Origin of the sequence: Cognatishimia sp. MH4019 (genome assembly GCF_020177595.1) — a bacterium.
Taxonomy (GTDB): domain Bacteria; phylum Pseudomonadota; class Alphaproteobacteria; order Rhodobacterales; family Rhodobacteraceae; genus JAHTBL01.
Genome location: NZ_JAHTBL010000009.1, coordinates 54,091 through 72,004 on the forward strand (window position 1 = coordinate 54,091; position 17,914 = coordinate 72,004).

The following is a 17,914-nucleotide window of genomic DNA, read 5'->3' on the forward strand; positions in this document are numbered from 1 at the left end:
AGATTATTTAGAGTCTTTGGGTTTGATAAACTGTTATTAATCAAAGTATTAGACTACTTCTGGGACCTGTTTCCGGTATCGAAAGGACCCGCGCGCAGGCTTAAAGGGACCCATTTTCGGGACCGAAGGAACCCGGCCTCGGGATGACAGGGTCCGATTCGCGGTAGAGTCTATTGGGCGATGTTAGAGACGCATTTCAGACTCCCTTTCGCTTTCAAAATGCTCTTCAAAGCCGGGGAAGGGGAGGGCGCGCGGTGAGTTATCCACAAAGGGGACCCGTTTGCAGGATGAGCTGCGCCCCGTAAAAGGGTGCCTATCACAGACTTGAGCGCGGGTGCCTTTTTGTGCCATCTTACGCACGAGGTGACGCAGAGCACCCGATTCCCAAAAGGGGCGCAGTGAGCATGGGTAAGCAGGATATTCCGACCGAGCGGATGACAGGCGCGTTGCGGCGCAGCTCGGTTAAGAAGAACGTGGCGGCGATCCACGTGTCTGGCAAGCTGTCGCTGCTCCAGCGCAAACTGTCCAACGTGTTGTTGTTGAACGCATATGATGCGCTGACCACGCAGCCGAAACACGCGATTGATGCACGCACGCTCTGCACGATGATCGGGTATAACTCGAACGACATGGAGACGTTGAAAGGCGCGCTGCGCGGGTTGGCGGAGACCGTGGCGGAATGGGACATGCTGGACGAGAAGGGGCGGCAGGAATGGGGCGTCTCGGCGCTGCTGTCTTATGCCAAGCTGAAAGGGGGCGTGTGTGAATACGCCTATTCCCCGGCCTTGGCGGAAAAGCTGCATGATCCCAAGGTGTTCGCGCTGATTAACCTTAATATCCAGCGACGGTTTACCAGCGGGCATGCGCTATCGCTTTACGAGAATTGCTACCGGTTTGTGCGCACGGGCAGCACCGGATGGTGGTCTTTGGAGCTGTTTCGCCGGCTGATGGGGGTCGATGGCAGCGCCTATTATGAGACTTACAAGCATTTGAACGCGAAGATCATCAAACCGGCGGTGGCGGAGGTGAACAAAAGCTCCAACATCCTGATCGAGCCGGAGGTGCGCAAGATGGGGCGCACAGTCACCGAAATCCGGTTTCGGATCAAAGAGAACCCGCAACTGGCGATGTTCGACATTGATGACGATGACGGGCTGCGCAAGGGCCGGGTCTATGCGGCGCTGTTGGAGATGGGCGTGTCGGACCGGCTGGCGCGGCAGTGGATTTCGGAGCATGGCGAGGATTATGTGGCGGCCAAGCTGGCCTATCTGCATGCGCAAGATGGGGTCGAGAGCCCGGTGCGCTATCTGACGGCGGCGATCAAGGGCGACTACGCGCAGCCCAAGGCGGCAGAGCCGGATCCGGAGGTCGCGGCAGAGGCCGCGCGCCGGGCAGAGGAGGGGCAGCGCCGCGCCCAGGCGCAGGAGGCCGAGGTGGATGCACGACTGGCGGAACGGGCGCAGCGGGCGGCGCGATTGGCACGGGTGCGCGATGTGGCGCTGGCGCGCAATCCGACGCAGCGCGACAGTGATCGGCGGCTGTTCTTGTCGCAACTCTCTGACCCGCTGGACCGGGAGGAGTTTGCGCGGCTCGGCTGGGCCTCGGCCCTGAATGCCCGTGCGATCTGTGATTTCTGGGAGGATCTTGTGCCGGGTCTTTTCGACGATTTGGCCGCGTAATCGCTGCGGACCGGGCTATTTTCTGACAAATTTCCCGGCTAACACGGCCTCAAAACAAGGGTAACGAGCGTCTGAGGAGAGTGGTTTGAAGGCTTTGGTATTGGGCGGGGACGGCTTTTGCGGCTGGCCCACATCGTTGCATCTGGCCGCCGAAGGCTATGCCGTGACGATCGCGGACAATCTTTCGCGCCGGGCCATTGCCGATGATCTGGGCGCGCCTTCCTTGACGCCGATCCGGTCAATCGAAGATCGCGTGACAGCGGCGCGCAACGTGGGCGACGTGCAGTTCTCGCATCTTGATGTGACTGACCCGGTGGCGCTGAAAGCGCTGTTGGGCACGCTGGAGCCGGACGTTATCGTGCATTTCGCCGAACAACGCTCTGCCCCTTATTCGATGCTGGGCGATGCGCAGCGGCGCTATACGGTCGCCAATAACGTGAACGGCACGAACACGCTTTTTTCAGCGCTGGTCGAGCTGGGGCAGCGGCCCCATGTGGTGCATCTGGGGACGATGGGCGTTTATGGCTATTCGGACGATCTGGGCGAGCTGCAGGAAGGCTATCTGGATGTGCGCGTGGCGCAGACGGGGCGGGATGTGACGATCGGGTATCCGGCCAATCCGGGGTCGATTTATCATCTGACGAAATGCCTCGATCATACATTAATGCAGTTTTATGCAAAAAACTGGCAGTTCCAGATCACCGATCTGCACCAAGGGATTGTCTGGGGGACCGATAGCGAGATTACCAGCTCGGACGAGGCGCTGATCAACCGGTTTGATTATGATGGCGAATACGGCACCGTGTTGAACCGGTTGGTGAGCCAAGCTGCGGTCGGGCATCCGCTGACCGTCTATGGCACAGGCGGGCAGAGCCGGGCGTTCATCCATATCTCGGACACCGCGCGGTGCGTGCATCTGGCCACGGGCGCGCCGCCCGATCCGGGTGCGCAGGTGCAGGTCTTCAATCAGGTGGCCGAAGTGCGCAATGTCGGCGCGTTGGCCCGGATGATTGCAGAGCGGACGGGGGCGGAGGTGTCTTACCTCGACAACCCGCGCAAAGAGGCGGCGGCGAACCAGTTGCGGGTGTCAAACGCGGGGTTGCGGTCGCTTGGATTTGAGCCGCGCACGCTGGAAGACAGCCTGATGGACGAGATCAGCGCGACCGTGGGCCGCTATAAGGACCGGCTGAACCGGGACGTGATTTTCAGCAAGGCCCGCTGGTGATCAATTGTGATAATACCCTTTGGAATCATAGCTTTCATCATGTCCGTAGGCTTTCTGAAGGGTCGGGTTCACCTTTGAAAGCACCATGCCGGTGACGGTAAGCCCCACGGTCTGGAAGCTGCGCAGACCGGCGGCGACCTGACGGCGCGGGGTCTTGTCCCAATGCACCGTATAAAGGATGGCATCGGCGTGCTGACCGATCACACGTGCGTCTGGCACCAGCAGGACAGGCGGCGTATCGATAAGGATCACATCGTAGGATTTGCGCGCCCCGCGCAGCAATCGCCCGAATTGCGGGGTCGAGAAAATGTCGGCAGCGTTGCTGTTGGTTTTGTCGCCAGGCAGGATATCGACGCCCAGTAGGTCAGAGCGCCAGACGGAGTCTTCCAGCCGAGTCTTGCGGGTAAGTGCGGACATCATGCCCGGCACATCCTCCATCTCGAAGTAGGAGCGGAACATGCGGCGGCGGATATCGCCTTCGATGACCAAAACGCGTTTGCCGAGGCTGGCCATATTCTGGGCCATGGCAAGGGCCTGAGTGGTTTTGCCCTCGCCGGGCACGGAACTAGTTAACATGATGATCTGCGGGTTGGTGGGGCCCGCCATGAAGACCGAGGTGCGCAGGTTGCGCACGGCCTCTACCGCGGCGGAAGCGGGCTTGGACGCGATGTATTTGAGCACGGTTTTGCGGTTGCGCGCAGGGACGCGCGGGATCTGGCCAAGCACGGTATAGCCGGTAAACTCCTCAACCTCGTCGGCGGTGCGGAAGGTTTGACGCAAAGCCTCGCGGCGCACGACTTGCATGGCCGAAATCAGGCCCATCAAGAGCGCAGAAAAGACAACGATCAGCACGCCGCGGGGGCGGGCAGGGCCCGGGGGCACCTCTGCCGGGGACAGGATGGTGCTGTCGGCCTGCTGGATGCCTTGCTGAACGCTGGTTTCCTTGAGCCGCGACAGGAAATATTCGTAGATAAGGCTGGAGGCGGTGGCCTCCCTTTGAAGCTGCTCAAGTGTGACCAGATCAAGGGACTGGCGGCTGATTTTCTCGGCCAGATCAACCTCTAGCTGGCGCAGGGTTTCAAGCTGCGCGCGGTCGCGGACATTGCTGCGGCCGGACCGTTTGATGCCGGTTTCGCGGGCGAAGATACGCTCGCGCACTTCCTTGAGTTGCTGGGACAGAAGCTCAAGCGTTTCGGGATTGATCAACTCCATCTCGGCGGCGAAGGTCTTGGCATCGGTCTCGGCCGTTTCCAGTTCGATCTTCAGCTCGGCCACACGGTCGCTGAGCCAGGCTGTCGCCTGTTCAGTCGCGGTGAACTTCAGGTCAATCTGACGCCGAATATAGAGCTTTGACAAGGTGTTAGAGATCAGGGCCGCCTTTTCGGGCGTGCTGGCCTCTGTCGTGAGTTCAAAGACCATACTGTCGGGAATATTGCGCACGGTCAGCGCATCGGACAGCGTATCAAGCGTCGCGGTGCGGCTTTGGCGCACAGGCTCTGCCGGGGGGATGCCAAGCAGCGCCTTGGCCATGGCGAGCCCCTGATCCATCACACCGGGAGGGCGCAATGCAGGGTTAAACTCGATATCGCGATCAAGGTGTAATGTGTCGACCACATCAGCAAGCAAGGCGCGAGACGACAGCACCTCAACCTCGGTATTCACGGCGGTGTTGTCAGTGGGCAGGCCGGGCAGAACGCTGCCCAGATCACCAAGTTTGTCGACCTGCGGTTCCATGACCACCACGGCGGTGGCGCGATAAAGCGGCTGGGCCAGCGTCTGCAGCCAGATCAGCGCCAGAACCGCGCCGAGAAAGGCCGCGGTGCACAGGCGAAACTTGGCCCGCCACAACGCCCGGAGCAGGATGCCCAGATCAAGCACGTCATCCTCGGTCTGCCCGGGTTTGGCAGGCACGGCAAGGCCGGGTGGCAGCGCGGTCATGAAGCGTCCTTTCTTCAAATGCGTTTCATTTTTCTGACGCTACGCCCGAAGTGTGGAGGCTTCCTTAACCGCTATCGCGTTTCATGGGTTCAGCAGCTTGTGAGGGCGAAATGAAACATGAAAACTTTACCGATTGGCCGGATGCGCGCATTGGGCGCCGGCTGGCATTCCATCGCTATGTGACCCGTGGAAAACGGGTGCTGGACATCGCCGGCGTGCTGGCCTTGGCGCCGGTCGCGGTGCCGCTGGTGGCGGTGCTATGGGGGGCTGTGCGGCTGGATGGCGGGCCAGGGTTTTTCGGGCATGACCGGGTTGGGCGGGATGCGACGCAGTTTCGGTGTTGGAAGCTGCGCACGATGTGCATTGACGCGCCTGCGCGGTTGCGCGCGCATTTGAAAAGCGACCCTGCAGCGGCGCGCGAATGGGCGCAGAATTACAAGCTGAAGGATGACCCGCGGGTGACGCGGCTGGGGCGCGTTTTGCGCAAAACCTCGCTGGATGAGGTGCCGCAGCTTTGGAATGTGTTGCGCGGCGAGATGAGCCTTGTCGGCCCGCGCCCGGTGCCAGAGGCCGAGCTAGAGGAATATCGCGGGTTCGAATGGGCGTATCTGATGTGCCGCCCCGGAATTACCGGGATGTGGCAAGTTTCGGGCCGCAACGATGTAAGCTATCGAGAGCGGGTGAAAATGGATGTGGGCTACGTTCTGAACGCCCGGTTAAGCACCGATCTGGCCGTTCTTTGGAAGACCATCGGGGCGGTGTTGAAGCGGACGGGCTGCTAGACGCGTCCGCTTGTGTTGCGCGGGGGGGAGGTCAGTAGACCTTCCCGCTTTGCAGGGCTTTTTCGCCTAAGCCTTGAAGCGCAGCTTTGGGTGCAGCAATGCCGTGAGCCCCGGCAGGATGCCATGCCGATGGGCAAGTGCCGCTGCACAAACACCCGAAAAAACAAGTTGGCAGAGCGCGGTTGTCACGGCCAGCTCGTGGAGCGATTGGCTCGCGGCATAAAGCTGCGCAAGCGCTGTTGTCGGGATCGCGATCCAGATGAGCACGGCGCGGGGACGCTCCATATCGGTCATGGTCATCAGCATGCCGGTCGCGCCAAAAAGGGCAGGGGCGGCCTGGCCGAGGGTCAGCCAGATCAGCACGCTGGCCGCAGCTGCGAAGTGAGCGCCAAAAAGCGGAAGGGCAAGCGGGCCAAGCACGACAAGGCCGGTGGCGGCCCCCCCACCGATCAGGAAAAAACCCAAATTGGTGCGCGCGGCCAGACCGCCGAAGCCGATACGCTGGTGATAGGCGCGCGACAGGGCAGGTGCCAATGCGCTGCGCAGCGCATCGAAAAGCAGGGCGAGCAGCCCTGCCAGACGGCGCGCCACAAGATAAAGCGCGGCTTGCGTGGGGCTGGCCATGAGGGTCAGCACGATGACGTCAAGATGGCCGAGCAGCATCCAGCCCGCTTGGGCCGTGGTCAAAGCGCGCAAACTGGTGCGGTCCGGTCGGCAGGGCAGGGGAGGGGCGCTGAGCGGCCATGCGAGCGGCAAGCACAGCAACACACCTGCAGCATAAATACAGAGTGCGATAGCCAAGGTTAATGGCGCGAATTGTGCGTAAAGCGCGCAGCTAGCAAGTGGGAGCGCGGCGCGCAGCAGACCTTGGCTAAGCAGCGCGGGCACCAACGCGCCTTGGGCGCGGCGGGCAGACGCGAGCAGCCCGAGCAAGGCCAGCAGCAACGGTAGTGCGATGCTCAGGCACAGGGTGATCGGGCTTTGGGGGAGGGTCGCGATTTGGGTGGTTCCAAAGACCGCGCCCAGCAGAAGCGCCAAGGCAAAGCCGCGCAGGGCCAGAGCGGTGAAAGCGCGGGCCATCAGCGATGTCAGCGCGCCTGCCTGGGCGGTGGCCCAGAGGCGGGATCCTTCGCGGAGCAGGAGCTGCGCCCAGCCTGCCGTCAGCAGCCCCGCGAGCAGCCCGGACAGGGCCAGGATGGTCAGCATCGTGCCGAGTTGATCGGACGGCAAAAGGCGCGCGAGCAGCCAAGTATAGGCCAGCCAGGCCAGGGCACCCGCGCCCCGCAATGCGGTGGCGGTCAGGATCAGGCGGGACATGGGGCGTGCCTTTCGGACCGCGTCTGGCGCGGGGCCAGCGCTGCGGCCACCGCGATCCAGAGCCAGTTGGTGTAGATGCCGCGATATCCTGTGACCAGAAGCGCGGTGAGCAGACTGCCGATGCCGAGCGTGAGCAAGGCGGCTGTTGCGGGGCTGAGCCGGGCCGCGTGTCGCGTGCGACGGCTGAACATCGCCCGGACCATGACGGCCATTTGCAAGAGCGCGGGCCAGCCTTCCTCGAATATTCGGCCGATGATTTGGGAGTTTACGCCGGTCGGTAGGGTCCCGAAATTGAGCCCGAGCGCGCGGGCCATCTGGTGGGCGCGCAGGCGAACCTCGTGGTTCTCGCCGATGCCCACGCCGAACAGCTCCCCGCTCCAGAGGGGAGAGAGGCCACCGAGCATGGACGCGAGCCGCATCGCGGCAGAGCGGTCAGCGGCATTTGTGGCAAGCCTGTCAGCATAGAACACCGATACGAAGAACGTGAGCACGATTGCGATTACAGCGCTGCTGGCCATCACGATCAGCAAGCTGCGCAAGCTGAGCGTTTGGGTCGTCTGCAAAGCCACACCGACCAAGAGTGGGGCCAGCACGATCACGCTGGTCGAGCGGGTAAAAAGAAGGCACCCAGCGAAAAGAAAGAGGGCCGCCCAAAGCGCTGCGCGGCGGCGTGTTCCGGGATGCAAAAGCAAAGCGAGCAGGACACCGATGGTCATGGTGATATGGGTCGCAAAGGTCGAAACCTCGGGGAAAAGGGCGAAGCCACGCCCGTAATGAGGCGGCAGGCTGAAGGCGATATTGGTCCGAAAATCAAGCGCTTGAGCACCGATGACGATCTGCGCGAGAAACAGCAGGGCAGAGGCCGTGGCGGCCATCAGGAACCCGCGCAGGAACGCCTCGCGGGCAGTGATGTCTGCCAGCGCGATGGCGCTGAGGGCTGTGAAAGGCAGCGCGCAGGCGACTGTCCATAACGCGACAAGGGGCTGGCCGCCGACCATGCTCCACGAGGTGAGAACGCAGGCGGCGAGCCCAAGCGGGGCTGCCAGCCGAAGGCCGGTCATGCGGCGACAGTAAAGCGTTAGAAGCGGCCAACCTGCCAGTGCGATCAGGTCGAGCGGTTGGAGCGGCAGCGGCAGGCCCGGCACCGCAAAAGCAGGCGTCCAGAGGGCGCAGGCGGCGCAGAGCGCCCAGAGCGAGAGGGGGGAGGCGCGCATTCTAGAGAGACCTCAAAAAGGGGGTGAGGGCGCGGTTGGCCTGGGCATCGAAAGACAGCGCGCGCGAGAGGGCGTCGGAGTTTTGAAGATCGGCCGTGGCCTTGGGTTCGGCATCCATGAGCAAAGCCGCGGCACGGTCGGTGGCTTGGGCGATCGTGCGAAAGCGCAAGGTGCGGTCGGGGACCAGTTCGCGGACACCGCCGCCCTCATAGACAAGGGGCGTCAGGCCCGCCGTGATCATCTCGGCGACTGCGATGCCGAAATGCTCATGCCGGTAGAAATGTAAGCCGATGCGGGCCGTCGCGAGGGCCTCGCGCAGCTGCGCGTCGGAGGCGTTGGCCAGAAAGCGCAGGTAGGGCTTGTGCTGGTGCTGCCGGATCAGGCGACGGGCATATCGGCTGTCTGCGCGGCCCAGGATCGTGAGCGTCGCTGGGAGGTCGCGGGCGCGCAGAGCCTCGGTCACGGCGATGGCGTCCTCGATCCGTTTATTGGGAACGATCCGGCCGATGCTCAGCAAGGCGTGCGGGTCACGCTTGCGCCGCGCATTTGTATGGGCGTGGACCTTTGGATAGAGCGTATCGGGGTGCGCAATGCCGTGGGCGCGCGCGGCGATTCGGGCGGTCCAGCGTGAATTGGCGAGCGTGTGCGTCTGCGCGGGATTGTCTACGGGGCGCGCCAAAGCGCGACAGGTAAGCGCGTAGAGTTGGCGCGGCCAGAACGGGGCGCGCGCGCCCAGAAGGCGGAGCAGTTTGGGGTGGGCGCTGAACAGCGCTGGCGCATGCAGGATGCGCAAGGTCGGACGGCCTGTATCGGGGCCTTCGCCATAGCTGAGGATCACAGCGTCGAAGGCTTGTGCCAGACGCGGCAGAACGCGGCAGACAAGCGCGTATTTGAAAAGGCTCAAGCGGCGCAGAATTGTCAGCGTGCCAAGGCGGAGGAGTGTTGGCTGGTGATGCTGGTTACCGCTTTGCAGACCGTTGATATCCAGCACGCCCACGCGGTGACCCGCGGCGCGCAGACGCGCGATCAGGGCTTGTGCATACGCCTCAGCCCCGCCGCGAGCGGAGAGATCGGCATGGGCGACGAGGATGTTCATTGGAGCGCCTCGCGGAGGGCTGCAACCTCGGACGCGGGAACCTTGGGGAGGGACGCGCCAAACCAAAGGGGCTTGAGATGGTGCTTGACGCTGCGGGGCAAGGCCGCGCGGAGGGCGGTCTTTAGGCCGCAGCGATGCAAGGCGGCGTTAAGCGCGGGGAGGCGTGGCGCGGCGCTGGCATTGCGCGCGGTCTGGGTGAGATCGAAACCGGTTGGGTCGATGTCGAGCCAGCGTGCGATATGGGTCAGCGCCTTTTGCGGCGCGGCGATCATGTCTTCGAACCGCAGCAAACATATCCGGTTTTCGTGAAATGTTTGCTGGTAGCGGGCGACGGCCTCTGCCTGCCGGGACGGGCGCAGCAGATAGCGGCCGGCGAGAGGGAGGGTTTCTTCCTGCTCGGCCCGTAATTCAGACGCGAGAGAGGCACGAGTTCGGCCCGTTCGGCGGGCGAGATGGTAATGCGACAGCGCGCGTTGCAATGGGTCGCGGGTCAGTATGATCAGCTTGGCGTCAGGGCAGGCCGTGCGGATCAGCGCCGGGGCCTGAGGGCACGCGAGATAGCTGGTGGAGGCGTCGAGCCTGTAGCGCTGGGTCAGCGGTGCAAAGAGGGCCGCGTAATGGGCCGGCTCGCGAAAGACGGCGAATTGCATCGCGATCGGTTGGCCGCGCGCGATGAAACGGGCGGGATCGACATCGTTGAGATGACTTCGCGCGACATAGTCCGGGTCAAACTCATGGGCTGAAAAATGGTTCGGTTCTTTGATCTTGGGAAGGCCAATGTCGGCATGGCTGGCGAGCCATTGCGACAGCTGGGTTGAGCCCGCACGCGGAGCGGCGATAAGAAAGAGGTTTGGCTTCATGAGCGGCGCACCTGAGGGCTGCGTTTGAACATTGCACCCAGCACCCCAAGGCCGAAGCCGATATGAGACAGCATCGCAAGCCACGCGACACGCAAGGACGAGCGTCCGCAGCGGGCCGATAGAAGCAGGATCAGCAACAGGTAGCCGAGCGCGGGCAGGGCCGCTGCGGGGTGCAGGATCAGCGCGCTGGGGAGCGACAGGAGTAGCAACAGCGTGGCGATCACGGGCAGGTTCTGGCGCAGGCCGAAACTGCGATGGTGCTTGCGCGCGGTTTGCAGACGCCAGCGGCCGTTGCGCTGCATTTGCCGAAATAGCGCACGGGGGGAGCGGCGGGGGAAGTAGCGGATCGCTGCTTTCCGCTCCATCCAGATGCGGCCCCCAGCGGCGATCAGACGTTCGTCATATTCGACGTCCTCGTTGGCGATGAAAGCGGGGTCATAGCCGCCCAATGCCAGAAAACGGTCGAGCCGGAAGGCGGCGTGATGGCCGTGGCGGACCCAGCCAGAGCGGGCGCGCTTGCGGTGCAATGCACCGCCATGGCCCAGCCAGCCGCGCTGCAGATCAGCCGCTGCGCGCTGCCACGGGTCGCTGACCCGCCGGGTCGCGATCATCGGAACCGTGACGCTATCGGCTTCGCGCGCGATCATCGTATCGACAAGAGTTTCCACGAAATTGGCGGGATACAGTTCATGGGCGTCGACGCGGATCAGGATGTCATAGCCGCGCGCCTGCGCGTCCTGTGCAGCCATGTTGACGCCGCTGGCTTGGGTGACACCGGGGTTGTGGAGCAATCGCACCCGTGGCGTGATCCGCGCCATATCGGCCACGATCTGACAACTTCGGTCGGTGGAACCGCCATCGACCACCCAGATCTCGCGCGCCAGAGACTGCGTGAGCAGGCTTTCCAGCAAATCGGGCAGGTAGGCTTCTTCATTCAGACACGGAATGACAAGCAGCGTCGCATAGCGGTTCATGATGACCCCACATCGGTTAAACAGGCCGTGTAAGGCCCCCGTGGTCCAGCATGGCGCGGTGGGGTTTATGGGGCGTTAAGCGAACTGCCTCGCCAAGCCCATTAATAGTTTCAACTGTAGCTAAATCGTCTGAAATCCCAGGCATAACGATCCGCCACCAATGCGCGTGTTTGCGGGCTGTACCAACGGCTCCAATCGGTTTTGGCGCGGGCGTTTACATGGCCCAATTCAGGGCGCAGAGGCAGGTTCAGGTCGGCCAGAAGCGGTGGCAATTCTTCGGCCAGATGCTCCAACCGGAGGATATCGGTTGCGAGGCGCGCCCCTGTTGCATCAGTGGTCCAGGCCTGCGCGGACCAGGTGCCGTAGCGCCGCCAGCGCTGGTGGATGCGCCCACCCCCGCCTGGCCCGTCAGGTTGTGTCTCAACCAGCCAGCGGCTGAAATTCATCTGCCCTAGCCCCATGCGCCGCCGGAGCCGCCAGAGGCCATCGACATCGGCAATCATCCGGTAGAGCGAGACCAGCCGCGGATAGGGATTGCGCACGCAGGTGATCCGTCGATATGCCTCAAACGGCCAGCGCTTGTCGGCAAAGCTGATCTGCGCCTCAGCCGGGCTCATATGCGCATAAAACGGGTTCTGCGTCGTGCGATTGCGCCACGGACCGATGGGTTCTTCATTAAGCGGCGCAAGCAGCGCGCGCAGGGATTCAGAGCCTGTTTTCGGGTTGGAAAAGAAGATGAATCGGTGCGTGTGCGAGATAATCATGCCGCCAGATTAGGCAGCATGGGTTAAGCAAGGCTTACTGCTTGTTATAGCGAATTTGCCGCCCCTTGCCGCTGTCGCGGATGGTGACCAATTCGTCCCCATTCACCATGATCGCGATGCAGTTGGAGGGCAGGTCTTCGCCGCCCAGCTTGCGGTCATAGCAGACAACGCCACGCTTCCAGCGCCAGGTGCCGGTCAGATCCTCACCGCGGGCGGCGCCGGTCAGGGTGCCGTCGCGGTTCAGGGCAAACCAGGCTTTTGTCTGAGGCTCCACATAGCGATTATCGAGCACCTGCGCGCGCAGGTCTTTTTGTGATTTGATCTGGGTCCAGTCGGCCTGGGCGGGCAGGGCGGCCAACATGAGGGCCGCGGTCGCAAGGGCAATGCGCATCGGTAAAATCCTTCTTCGGTCAATACGGGTCAGCTTAACCGAGGGTGGGCGCACCGCCAAATCCGGTCAGAAGATGAAATGATCTTCGGTCAGATCGGCGACTTGCAGGATGGTCGTGTCATCCTCGATCCGGAAGCGGTCAGCGCCGTATTCGATCAGCACGCCATAGCCTTTTTGAGTGAACTCCAAACGGCTGGTGTCATAAAGGAACGGAAACGCGCTGAGGTCGAGCTGGTCTTCGGCAATGTCGAAATCGGTGACGGTGTCCATGCGGTTGTCGGGCGTGAAGACGAAGATATCTGCGCCAGCGCCGCCGGTCATGATGTCCACGCCAGCGCCGTCGATGAGGCGGTCATTGCCAGCGCCACCGCTGAGTGTGTCATCCCCGTCGCGGCCCACCAGTAGATCATCCAGCGCGCCACCGGTCAGGGTGTTGTCGAGATCGTTGCCATTCACCGACGCGCCGAGCGCGCCCAGATCAATGGTGAACTCGGTAATGCCGGTGTCGCTTCCGGCGGCGAACACCTGAATATCGTTGCCCTCCGCCCGGGCGGAAATGGTCGAGACGTTTTGCAAGGTCGTGTCGTTTTCATCGGCGATGCTGGTGAGGTGATGCAGACGCCCGTCGGAGGAAAGCTCGAACAGGGACAGCCCGTCATCGGCGCCACCGGCCAGCACGAAGGCGCGATCGTTCACGGTGACGGTTTCAATGGCGCTGATGCCGCCAAAGCGGGTGTCGAGGCTGTCGATCTGGGTGTCGGTCTCAAAGAGGCCGCCGAACGTATTTACCTTGAGCGCAGAGAGCGTGTTGGAGCCCGCGCCGCCAGCGAGCACGAAGAGGTTGCCATCCACCAGCACGGTGTCCAGCGTGGAGGGGGCATTGATCGCAAAGCCATCGGCGGCACCAAGGTTGTCGCGTTCCTTGATGTTGCCAAAACGGCCCATCCAGTAGGAGGAGATACCGTCGCCTGTGCCGTCTGCGGTGAAGAAATACGTCTTCCCGTCCAGATTGCCTTGGGCCATCGCGGTGATGTCTTCGAGGTAGTTATCGGCCGTATCAGCCGTGTGTTTCTTGAAGGCCAGCGACAGGTCATCGCGCACTTCAAAATGCCGGTAGCCCGACTGGTTGTGCTGGGCGGCGACAAGGAAGCTTTTGCCATCGACCTGCAGCAGGAGTGTGTGGTCGAAATTGCCGATATTGCTAGGGGAGGCGCCAAGGTATTTGGTGCCGTTGAAGCTGCCATCACTGTCGAGATAATGCACGGCCATGCGGTTGTCATAGCGCCCCGATGGAAACAGGGCGGCTTGCCCGTCAACTGTGCCAAGCGTGATTTGGGTCAGGCCAAGCGTGCCGTATGCGCCGCTGTAGTCGAGGCTGTCCACATGAGTCGTGGCCCCGGTGATGTTGAAGACATTCATGCCGCCAGTCGCCTCGGACGCGGAGTAGAGAAATGTGTTGCCGTTAATCTCGATCATATCGAGATCGCGCAGGCTTTGCAGATGCGGCAGCGCGGATGTGCTGCCGGTGCCAAGCGTCGTGATATGCGTAAACTGAGCCACCCCTGACCCCCCTCTTTCTACGCCCCCACGCAAGGACGAGAGTGAGGTGTTGGGGTTAACCTCTGGTTAGGGAATTGCGATGATTTTAGGGTGATTTGGGGGCAGAAGCGTGATCCTGTTCAGGCCGTTTCGGTATCGGGTGCAAACTCGAACAGGTCGCCCGGTTGGCAGTCAAGTGCGGCGCAAATGGCGTTCAGCGTGTTGAAGCGGACACCGCGCACCTTGCCGGATTTCAGCAAGGACAGGTTCTGTTCGGCGATCCCGATGTGTGCGGCCAGATCGCGGGATGTCATCTTGCGGCGGGCAAGCATCACATCAAGGCGGACGATGATGGCCATGTCAGACGACCTCTTGTGTGTCGCGCCACAGCTCTGCGCCCAAGGCAAAGGCCCGCGCCATGAAGCTGGCGAGCAGAGCGGCCAGCGCCATCAGAATATGCGATGTCCCGACCCCGAGCGAGATCGCCCGCTCGCCTTCGGGAAAGCCCCAGGTGACCACGAGCGACACAAGCATTTGCGAGATCAGGCCCCAGCCCAGCATCGCCCACAGCCAATAAGACAGCCGCCCGGCAACGCTCCCGGCTGGTTCAGGTGCGCCTTGGGCGAGGTTTTCGAACATGCGCCGTGCCATCATCAACAAGACGATCCAGACCCCAAGATGCACGGCTGCGATGCACACAAGGACCGCGATTTGCCACCCCGACAGGATGTTCACCTGAAACCCGCTGACAGTGGCAAGGGCCTCGCCCAGAGAGGCGGGCGTGATCAGCGCGCCGATCGCGAGGGCCAGTGCCGCGCCCCAAAGCAGCGCAACCGCGCCAGTCATGATCCGACCCATCCGCTGGGCCGAGTGGGTGAGATCGCTTACATCAACCATCATTTTTCCTTCGCGTGTGTTCGAGCTTCATAAGTTTAATGTTTTACGTTAATTCTTTCATGCGAATCATATCACAAGAAGAGAGCATGTGTATAGAACCTTAACCTTTCCCTTGAGTGTGGGCGTCATGGGCGCGCTGATACTGTCGGCCTGTGCTTCGCTCAATCCTGCTGGCATGATTGCTGCCAGCTCCCTTGATCCGGTGAACACGCCCCCGTCGCAAATTCAGGTCGCGGTGGGTGTTCCCGATACGGTGAGCCTTGCGGATGGCGACGCGGTATTTCGTATCGCATTTGGGTATGCGCAGGCGCGCGTGGTTGATGAAAGCGTGCCGTTGCAGCTGCGCCCGTCTGCGGACGGTCAGCCCGCGCCCAATGCCGGAGACGAGGTTATCTATCTTGCGCAATTCTCGGACGAGGACGCAGCACGGGTTGCCGCAGCACAAGCCAAGATCAGGGCGCTGAAAGAGCAAGGCAGCGACGGGACAGGATCGCTTTCCGTTTCGATCACTGGCGGGTGTCTGCTGGAACCTGAGCTTGAGACGCTGCCGTTGAGCACATGGCTGCGCACCAATCCCGATGGCGCATTTGTACAGCTGACCGAACGGGTCGACGTTTTCGAGGTGCTTAACGCCAGCGAGGCGACTGCATTGCGGTCGCAACTCGGACGGTGTGAGTAGTGCCGCTACTTATATTGCGCGCGCCGGTCCCCGAAATCGCGCACGCGCTTGCGCCAGGCCCGGTAACTTCCAGGCTTGAGCGTGTCGCGCATCAGGGCCTTGACTTGCTTTTCTCCCAGCCCGTATTCGCGTTCGATATCGGCAAAGCTGATGTGATCCGAGAGGGCCATCTCGATAATCTCGCTTTTATGGGCATCTGGAAGGGACACAAGGTTAGCTCCGGTAAAGATGGACGCTGGCGACGGCAATCTCGGCTTGCATTTCGCGCCCGATGGCAAGGATGCCGATGCGGCGCAGGCGGGCGGGATCAAACTGGGCGTCGGTCTTATGAGGGGTCACGTCCGCGAATGGCAGGCGCACGGTTTGCCACGTGTCCGGCGCGATGAAATCGGTGCGAAAGGACTGCCACGGACGGGAGAGTGCATCGGTGCGCAGGCGGAAATCATACGTCGCGTCGTTACCGCAAATCTCAAGCGCGAAGCCATCCCAGGTGCTGGCGTCATAGAGGCTGCCAACGGGGTTGAGATCGGTGGCAATCTGGACGAAGCCGCCGTTGTTATCCAGCGAAACCTCTCCGCGCAGGACGGTGGCTTGACGGCCTTGATAGCTCTCGACAGACAGCCCACCGGTCGAGACGCCGCCCATGACGGTGTCGGCGACATATTCCCAATCGGGGGTGAGGCGGTGCGTGTCCATCCTTTTGTATATAGCGGTGAAACGCGCGGGGCCTAGCCCGACATCAGCAAGGTGACGTGATAAAACACGGGGGCTGCGAAAATCACGCTGTCGAGCTGGTCCAGAAAGCCGCCCTGGCCGGGGATCAGGTGGGACCAATCCTTGACCCCCTTGTCGCGCTTGATGGCGGCAAAAACGAGGTTGCCGAACATGCCCGTGACGGATGCAAGTGCTGCCATTGCGGCGGCGGCCCCGATGCCGAAGGGCGTAATCCAGCTGAGGATCGCGCCAGTGGCGGCGGCACAGGCGATGCCCGTAACCATCCCTTCAAGCGTCTTGGGCGAAAGGGTGGGCGCGATCTGGCGACGGCCAAATCGGCGACCTGCGAAATACTCCATCAGGTCGCCGATCTGCACGACCATCACGAAGAAGACGATCAGCAGCACGGTCTGGCCGCTGTCGCCTTCGGGCTTGGTGTTGAGGAGGGCCGGGACGTGACTGATGCAGTAGACACAGATCATGAGCGCCCATTGCGTTTCCGCCACGCGGGCCAGGAAGCGGTTGTGATCGCCCCGGAGTGCGCTGACGATGGGCAGAAGCAGGAAGGCGTAGACAGGGATGAAGACGGTAAAAAGGCCTGTGAGATCGAAGCCGACAAAGACATATTGCAACGGCAGGATGACGAAAAAGGCGAGCGCCAGCGACAGGTGATCGGCCTGCCTTTTGTCGGTGAAGGTGAGGAATTCACGCAAGGCGGCGAAGCTGGCAAACGCGAAGAGCAGCATCAGCGCGATAGGACCAAGGAGCGCTGTGATCGTGAAGAGGATCACCATGATCCACCACGACATCAGGCGGGTCAGGAAGGTTTGCACAACCGGATTGCTGCGCCCCGGTGCGACGCGCCCGCGCAAGGCTTCGCCGACGACTGTCAGAGCGCTGAGCACCGCAACGACGCCGCCAAAAAGGTAGAGGATGTTGGTGGTGGTCTCCATCAGAGGTCCCTCTCCGGGGCGAGGGCGACCAGCGCGTCGGCGGCACGCTTGAGGAAGGCATCCTTGTCTTCGTCTTCGCCGACATGGATCGGCGCGCCGAAGGTGACTGTGCAGATCAGGGGGAGGGGGATCACCTCGCCCTTGGGCATGATCGTGGTGAGATTGGCGACCCATGTGGGCACCAGATCGACGTCAGGGTGGGACTGGCCCATGTTGTAAAGCCCCGCGCGGAAGGGCAGCAGGGGATCGTCGGTCATGTTGCGATTGCCCTCGGGGAAGATGATGAGGCTGGAGCCTTCATCAAGCGCTTCGCGAATAGCGGCCATCGGGTCATCGGTGCGCGCTTCGGGGCGACGGTCCACCAGAACGCAGTTGAAGACCTCGGGCCCCACGAAAGCGCGCAGCTTGTTCTTGAGCCAGTAATCGGCAGCGGCGACGGGGCGGGTTTTCGCGCGCATATGGTGCGGCAGCACCGTCCAGATCATCGGCATATCGGCGTTGGAGACATGGTTGGCGAAGTAAACGCGCTGCTTGTCGACAGGTTCAATCCCGCGCCATTCGGCGCGCACGGCGGTGATGAAACGGGCGATGAAGGCAAGCGCATGGCCGGTGAAGCGGGCGGCGATCCAGCGATAGAGGGGTGTCTGACGCGTCATGGTGGGACGTTGGCTGACGTTGGGGCAAAAGGGAAGGGGTTTGCCAGCCTTGCGAGGGAGTTAGGCCTCTCCCTCGACCGACACCAGCGCGCGTTGGAGGAGGTGCCCGTCATGCGGCCATCACACTCATCAATTTTTACAAACAGTGTCTCCGCCCGTTGGGGCGGACGACAGGACGGGCTGTTCGGGGTCAGTGATCGCTCCGAACGACCAATTAGGAGACCGCCGACACACCC

General features: G+C 62.2%; 19 protein-coding genes. 4 read left to right on the forward strand and 15 right to left on the reverse strand.

Translation table 11 applies throughout. The features are described from left to right. Nucleotides 1-404: 404 nt before the first annotated feature. Nucleotides 405-1,679: a replication initiation protein gene (locus tag KUW67_RS14825; protein ID WP_224826110.1), complete on the forward strand. Its 1,275-nt coding sequence runs from the start codon at nucleotides 405-407 to the stop codon at nucleotides 1,677-1,679. Nucleotides 1,680-1,764: 85 nt separating this feature from the next. After that, nucleotides 1,765-2,904 carry an NAD-dependent epimerase/dehydratase family protein gene (locus KUW67_RS14830; RefSeq protein ID WP_224826111.1) on the forward strand — a complete coding sequence of 380 codons (1,140 nt, stop codon included), beginning with the start codon at nucleotides 1,765-1,767 and terminating at the stop codon, nucleotides 2,902-2,904. Here KUW67_RS14830 and KUW67_RS14835 read toward each other — a convergent pair whose 3' ends face one another. Further along, entirely contained in the window at nucleotides 2,905-4,842 is a 1,938-nt protein-coding gene (locus KUW67_RS14835; protein ID WP_224826112.1) for a polysaccharide biosynthesis tyrosine autokinase, read from the reverse strand. 110 nt (nucleotides 4,843-4,952) lie between these two features. Between KUW67_RS14835 and KUW67_RS14840 the strand changes: the two genes are divergently transcribed. Continuing rightward, entirely contained in the window at nucleotides 4,953-5,624 is a 672-nt protein-coding gene (locus KUW67_RS14840; RefSeq protein WP_224826113.1) for a sugar transferase, read from the forward strand. 66 nt (nucleotides 5,625-5,690) lie between these two features. Here the strand turns inward: KUW67_RS14840 and KUW67_RS14845 are convergent, their stop codons facing one another. The 10 genes from KUW67_RS14845 to KUW67_RS14890 all read right to left on the reverse strand — a co-directional run bounded on the left by KUW67_RS14845 (nucleotide 5,691) and on the right by KUW67_RS14890 (nucleotide 14,676). Continuing rightward, a complete protein-coding gene (locus KUW67_RS14845) occupies nucleotides 5,691-6,941 on the reverse strand; it encodes a lipopolysaccharide biosynthesis protein (RefSeq protein WP_224826114.1) in 1,251 nt (416 codons plus the stop codon). Next, nucleotides 6,929-8,155, reverse strand: coding sequence for a hypothetical protein (locus tag KUW67_RS14850; RefSeq protein ID WP_224826115.1), 1,227 nt, complete (start codon nucleotides 8,153-8,155; stop codon nucleotides 6,929-6,931). Before KUW67_RS14850 ends, KUW67_RS14845 begins: the two co-directional genes overlap by 13 nt. Nucleotide 8,156: 1 nt before the next feature. Beyond that, a complete protein-coding gene (locus tag KUW67_RS14855) occupies nucleotides 8,157-9,251 on the reverse strand; it encodes a glycosyltransferase family 4 protein (RefSeq protein ID WP_224826116.1) in 1,095 nt (364 codons plus the stop codon). Then, complete coding sequence (locus tag KUW67_RS14860) at nucleotides 9,248-10,111, reverse strand: sulfotransferase (RefSeq protein ID WP_224826117.1); 864 nt, start codon at nucleotides 10,109-10,111, stop codon at nucleotides 9,248-9,250. Before KUW67_RS14860 ends, KUW67_RS14855 begins: the two co-directional genes overlap by 4 nt. Next, nucleotides 10,108-11,085 carry a glycosyltransferase family 2 protein gene (locus KUW67_RS14865; RefSeq protein WP_224826118.1) on the reverse strand — a complete coding sequence of 326 codons (978 nt, stop codon included), beginning with the start codon at nucleotides 11,083-11,085 and terminating at the stop codon, nucleotides 10,108-10,110. Before KUW67_RS14865 ends, KUW67_RS14860 begins: the two co-directional genes overlap by 4 nt. 110 nt (nucleotides 11,086-11,195) lie before the next feature. Continuing rightward, nucleotides 11,196-11,849, reverse strand: coding sequence for a sulfotransferase family 2 domain-containing protein (locus KUW67_RS14870; protein ID WP_224826119.1), 654 nt, complete (start codon nucleotides 11,847-11,849; stop codon nucleotides 11,196-11,198). A gap of 34 nt (nucleotides 11,850-11,883) precedes the next feature. After that, nucleotides 11,884-12,240, reverse strand: a complete 357-nt coding sequence (locus tag KUW67_RS14875) for a hypothetical protein (protein ID WP_224826120.1) — start codon at nucleotides 12,238-12,240, stop codon at nucleotides 11,884-11,886. Between the two features lie 66 nt (nucleotides 12,241-12,306). Next, nucleotides 12,307-13,800 carry a hypothetical protein gene (locus KUW67_RS18525; protein WP_224826121.1) on the reverse strand — a complete coding sequence of 498 codons (1,494 nt, stop codon included), beginning with the start codon at nucleotides 13,798-13,800 and terminating at the stop codon, nucleotides 12,307-12,309. A gap of 119 nt (nucleotides 13,801-13,919) precedes the next feature. Then, entirely contained in the window at nucleotides 13,920-14,138 is a 219-nt protein-coding gene (locus KUW67_RS14885) for a helix-turn-helix transcriptional regulator (protein ID WP_224826122.1), read from the reverse strand. Between the two features lies 1 nt (nucleotide 14,139). Beyond that, the gene (locus KUW67_RS14890; protein ID WP_224826123.1) at nucleotides 14,140-14,676 is read right to left on the reverse strand and encodes a hypothetical protein; all 537 of its coding nucleotides are present in this window, start codon (nucleotides 14,674-14,676) and stop codon (nucleotides 14,140-14,142) included. Nucleotides 14,677-14,803: 127 nt separating this feature from the next. On the opposite strand from KUW67_RS14890, the gene KUW67_RS14895 reads away from it, so the two are divergent. Then, nucleotides 14,804-15,355, forward strand: coding sequence for a hypothetical protein (locus KUW67_RS14895; protein WP_224826124.1), 552 nt, complete (start codon nucleotides 14,804-14,806; stop codon nucleotides 15,353-15,355). A 5-nt stretch (nucleotides 15,356-15,360) separates the two neighbouring features. Here KUW67_RS14895 and KUW67_RS14900 read toward each other — a convergent pair whose 3' ends face one another. The 4 genes from KUW67_RS14900 to KUW67_RS14915 are packed head-to-tail and all read right to left on the reverse strand — an operon-like array spanning nucleotide 15,361 to nucleotide 17,678. Next, complete coding sequence (locus KUW67_RS14900) at nucleotides 15,361-15,525, reverse strand: DUF2805 domain-containing protein (RefSeq protein WP_224826211.1); 165 nt, start codon at nucleotides 15,523-15,525, stop codon at nucleotides 15,361-15,363. A 43-nt stretch (nucleotides 15,526-15,568) separates the two neighbouring features. After that, nucleotides 15,569-16,051, reverse strand: coding sequence for a CIA30 family protein (locus tag KUW67_RS14905; protein ID WP_224826125.1), 483 nt, complete (start codon nucleotides 16,049-16,051; stop codon nucleotides 15,569-15,571). 32 nt (nucleotides 16,052-16,083) lie between these two features. Further along, complete coding sequence (locus tag KUW67_RS14910) at nucleotides 16,084-17,025, reverse strand: phosphatidate cytidylyltransferase (RefSeq protein ID WP_224826212.1); 942 nt, start codon at nucleotides 17,023-17,025, stop codon at nucleotides 16,084-16,086. Further along, on the reverse strand, nucleotides 17,022-17,678 hold the full coding sequence (locus tag KUW67_RS14915; protein WP_224826126.1) for a 1-acyl-sn-glycerol-3-phosphate acyltransferase: 657 nt from the start codon (nucleotides 17,676-17,678) through the stop codon (nucleotides 17,022-17,024). Before KUW67_RS14915 ends, KUW67_RS14910 begins: the two co-directional genes overlap by 4 nt. Between the last annotated feature and the right edge of the window lie 236 nt (nucleotides 17,679-17,914).

Coding starts and splice junctions, on each gene's coding strand:
- KUW67_RS14840 (WP_224826113.1), top strand. CDS start 4,953: ATGAAACATGAAAACTTTACCGATTGGCCGGATGCGCGCATTGGGCGC.
- KUW67_RS14845 (WP_224826114.1), bottom strand. CDS start 6,941: ATGTCCCGCCTGATCCTGACCGCCACCGCATTGCGGGGCGCGGGTGCC.
- KUW67_RS14835 (WP_224826112.1), bottom strand. CDS start 4,842: ATGACCGCGCTGCCACCCGGCCTTGCCGTGCCTGCCAAACCCGGGCAG.
- KUW67_RS14885 (WP_224826122.1), bottom strand. CDS start 14,138: ATGGCCATCATCGTCCGCCTTGATGTGATGCTTGCCCGCCGCAAGATG.
- KUW67_RS14850 (WP_224826115.1), bottom strand. CDS start 8,155: ATGCGCGCCTCCCCCCTCTCGCTCTGGGCGCTCTGCGCCGCCTGCGCC.
- KUW67_RS14855 (WP_224826116.1), bottom strand. CDS start 9,251: ATGAACATCCTCGTCGCCCATGCCGATCTCTCCGCTCGCGGCGGGGCT.
- KUW67_RS14890 (WP_224826123.1), bottom strand. CDS start 14,676: ATGGTTGATGTAAGCGATCTCACCCACTCGGCCCAGCGGATGGGTCGG.
- KUW67_RS14860 (WP_224826117.1), bottom strand. CDS start 10,111: ATGAAGCCAAACCTCTTTCTTATCGCCGCTCCGCGTGCGGGCTCAACC.
- KUW67_RS14915 (WP_224826126.1), bottom strand. CDS start 17,678: ATGACGCGTCAGACACCCCTCTATCGCTGGATCGCCGCCCGCTTCACC.
- KUW67_RS14825 (WP_224826110.1), top strand. CDS start 405: ATGGGTAAGCAGGATATTCCGACCGAGCGGATGACAGGCGCGTTGCGG.
- KUW67_RS14865 (WP_224826118.1), bottom strand. CDS start 11,085: ATGAACCGCTATGCGACGCTGCTTGTCATTCCGTGTCTGAATGAAGAA.
- KUW67_RS14870 (WP_224826119.1), bottom strand. CDS start 11,849: ATGATTATCTCGCACACGCACCGATTCATCTTCTTTTCCAACCCGAAA.
- KUW67_RS14905 (WP_224826125.1), bottom strand. CDS start 16,051: ATGGACACGCACCGCCTCACCCCCGATTGGGAATATGTCGCCGACACC.
- KUW67_RS14900 (WP_224826211.1), bottom strand. CDS start 15,525: ATGGCCCTCTCGGATCACATCAGCTTTGCCGATATCGAACGCGAATAC.
- KUW67_RS14895 (WP_224826124.1), top strand. CDS start 14,804: ATGGGCGCGCTGATACTGTCGGCCTGTGCTTCGCTCAATCCTGCTGGC.
- KUW67_RS14875 (WP_224826120.1), bottom strand. CDS start 12,240: ATGCGCATTGCCCTTGCGACCGCGGCCCTCATGTTGGCCGCCCTGCCC.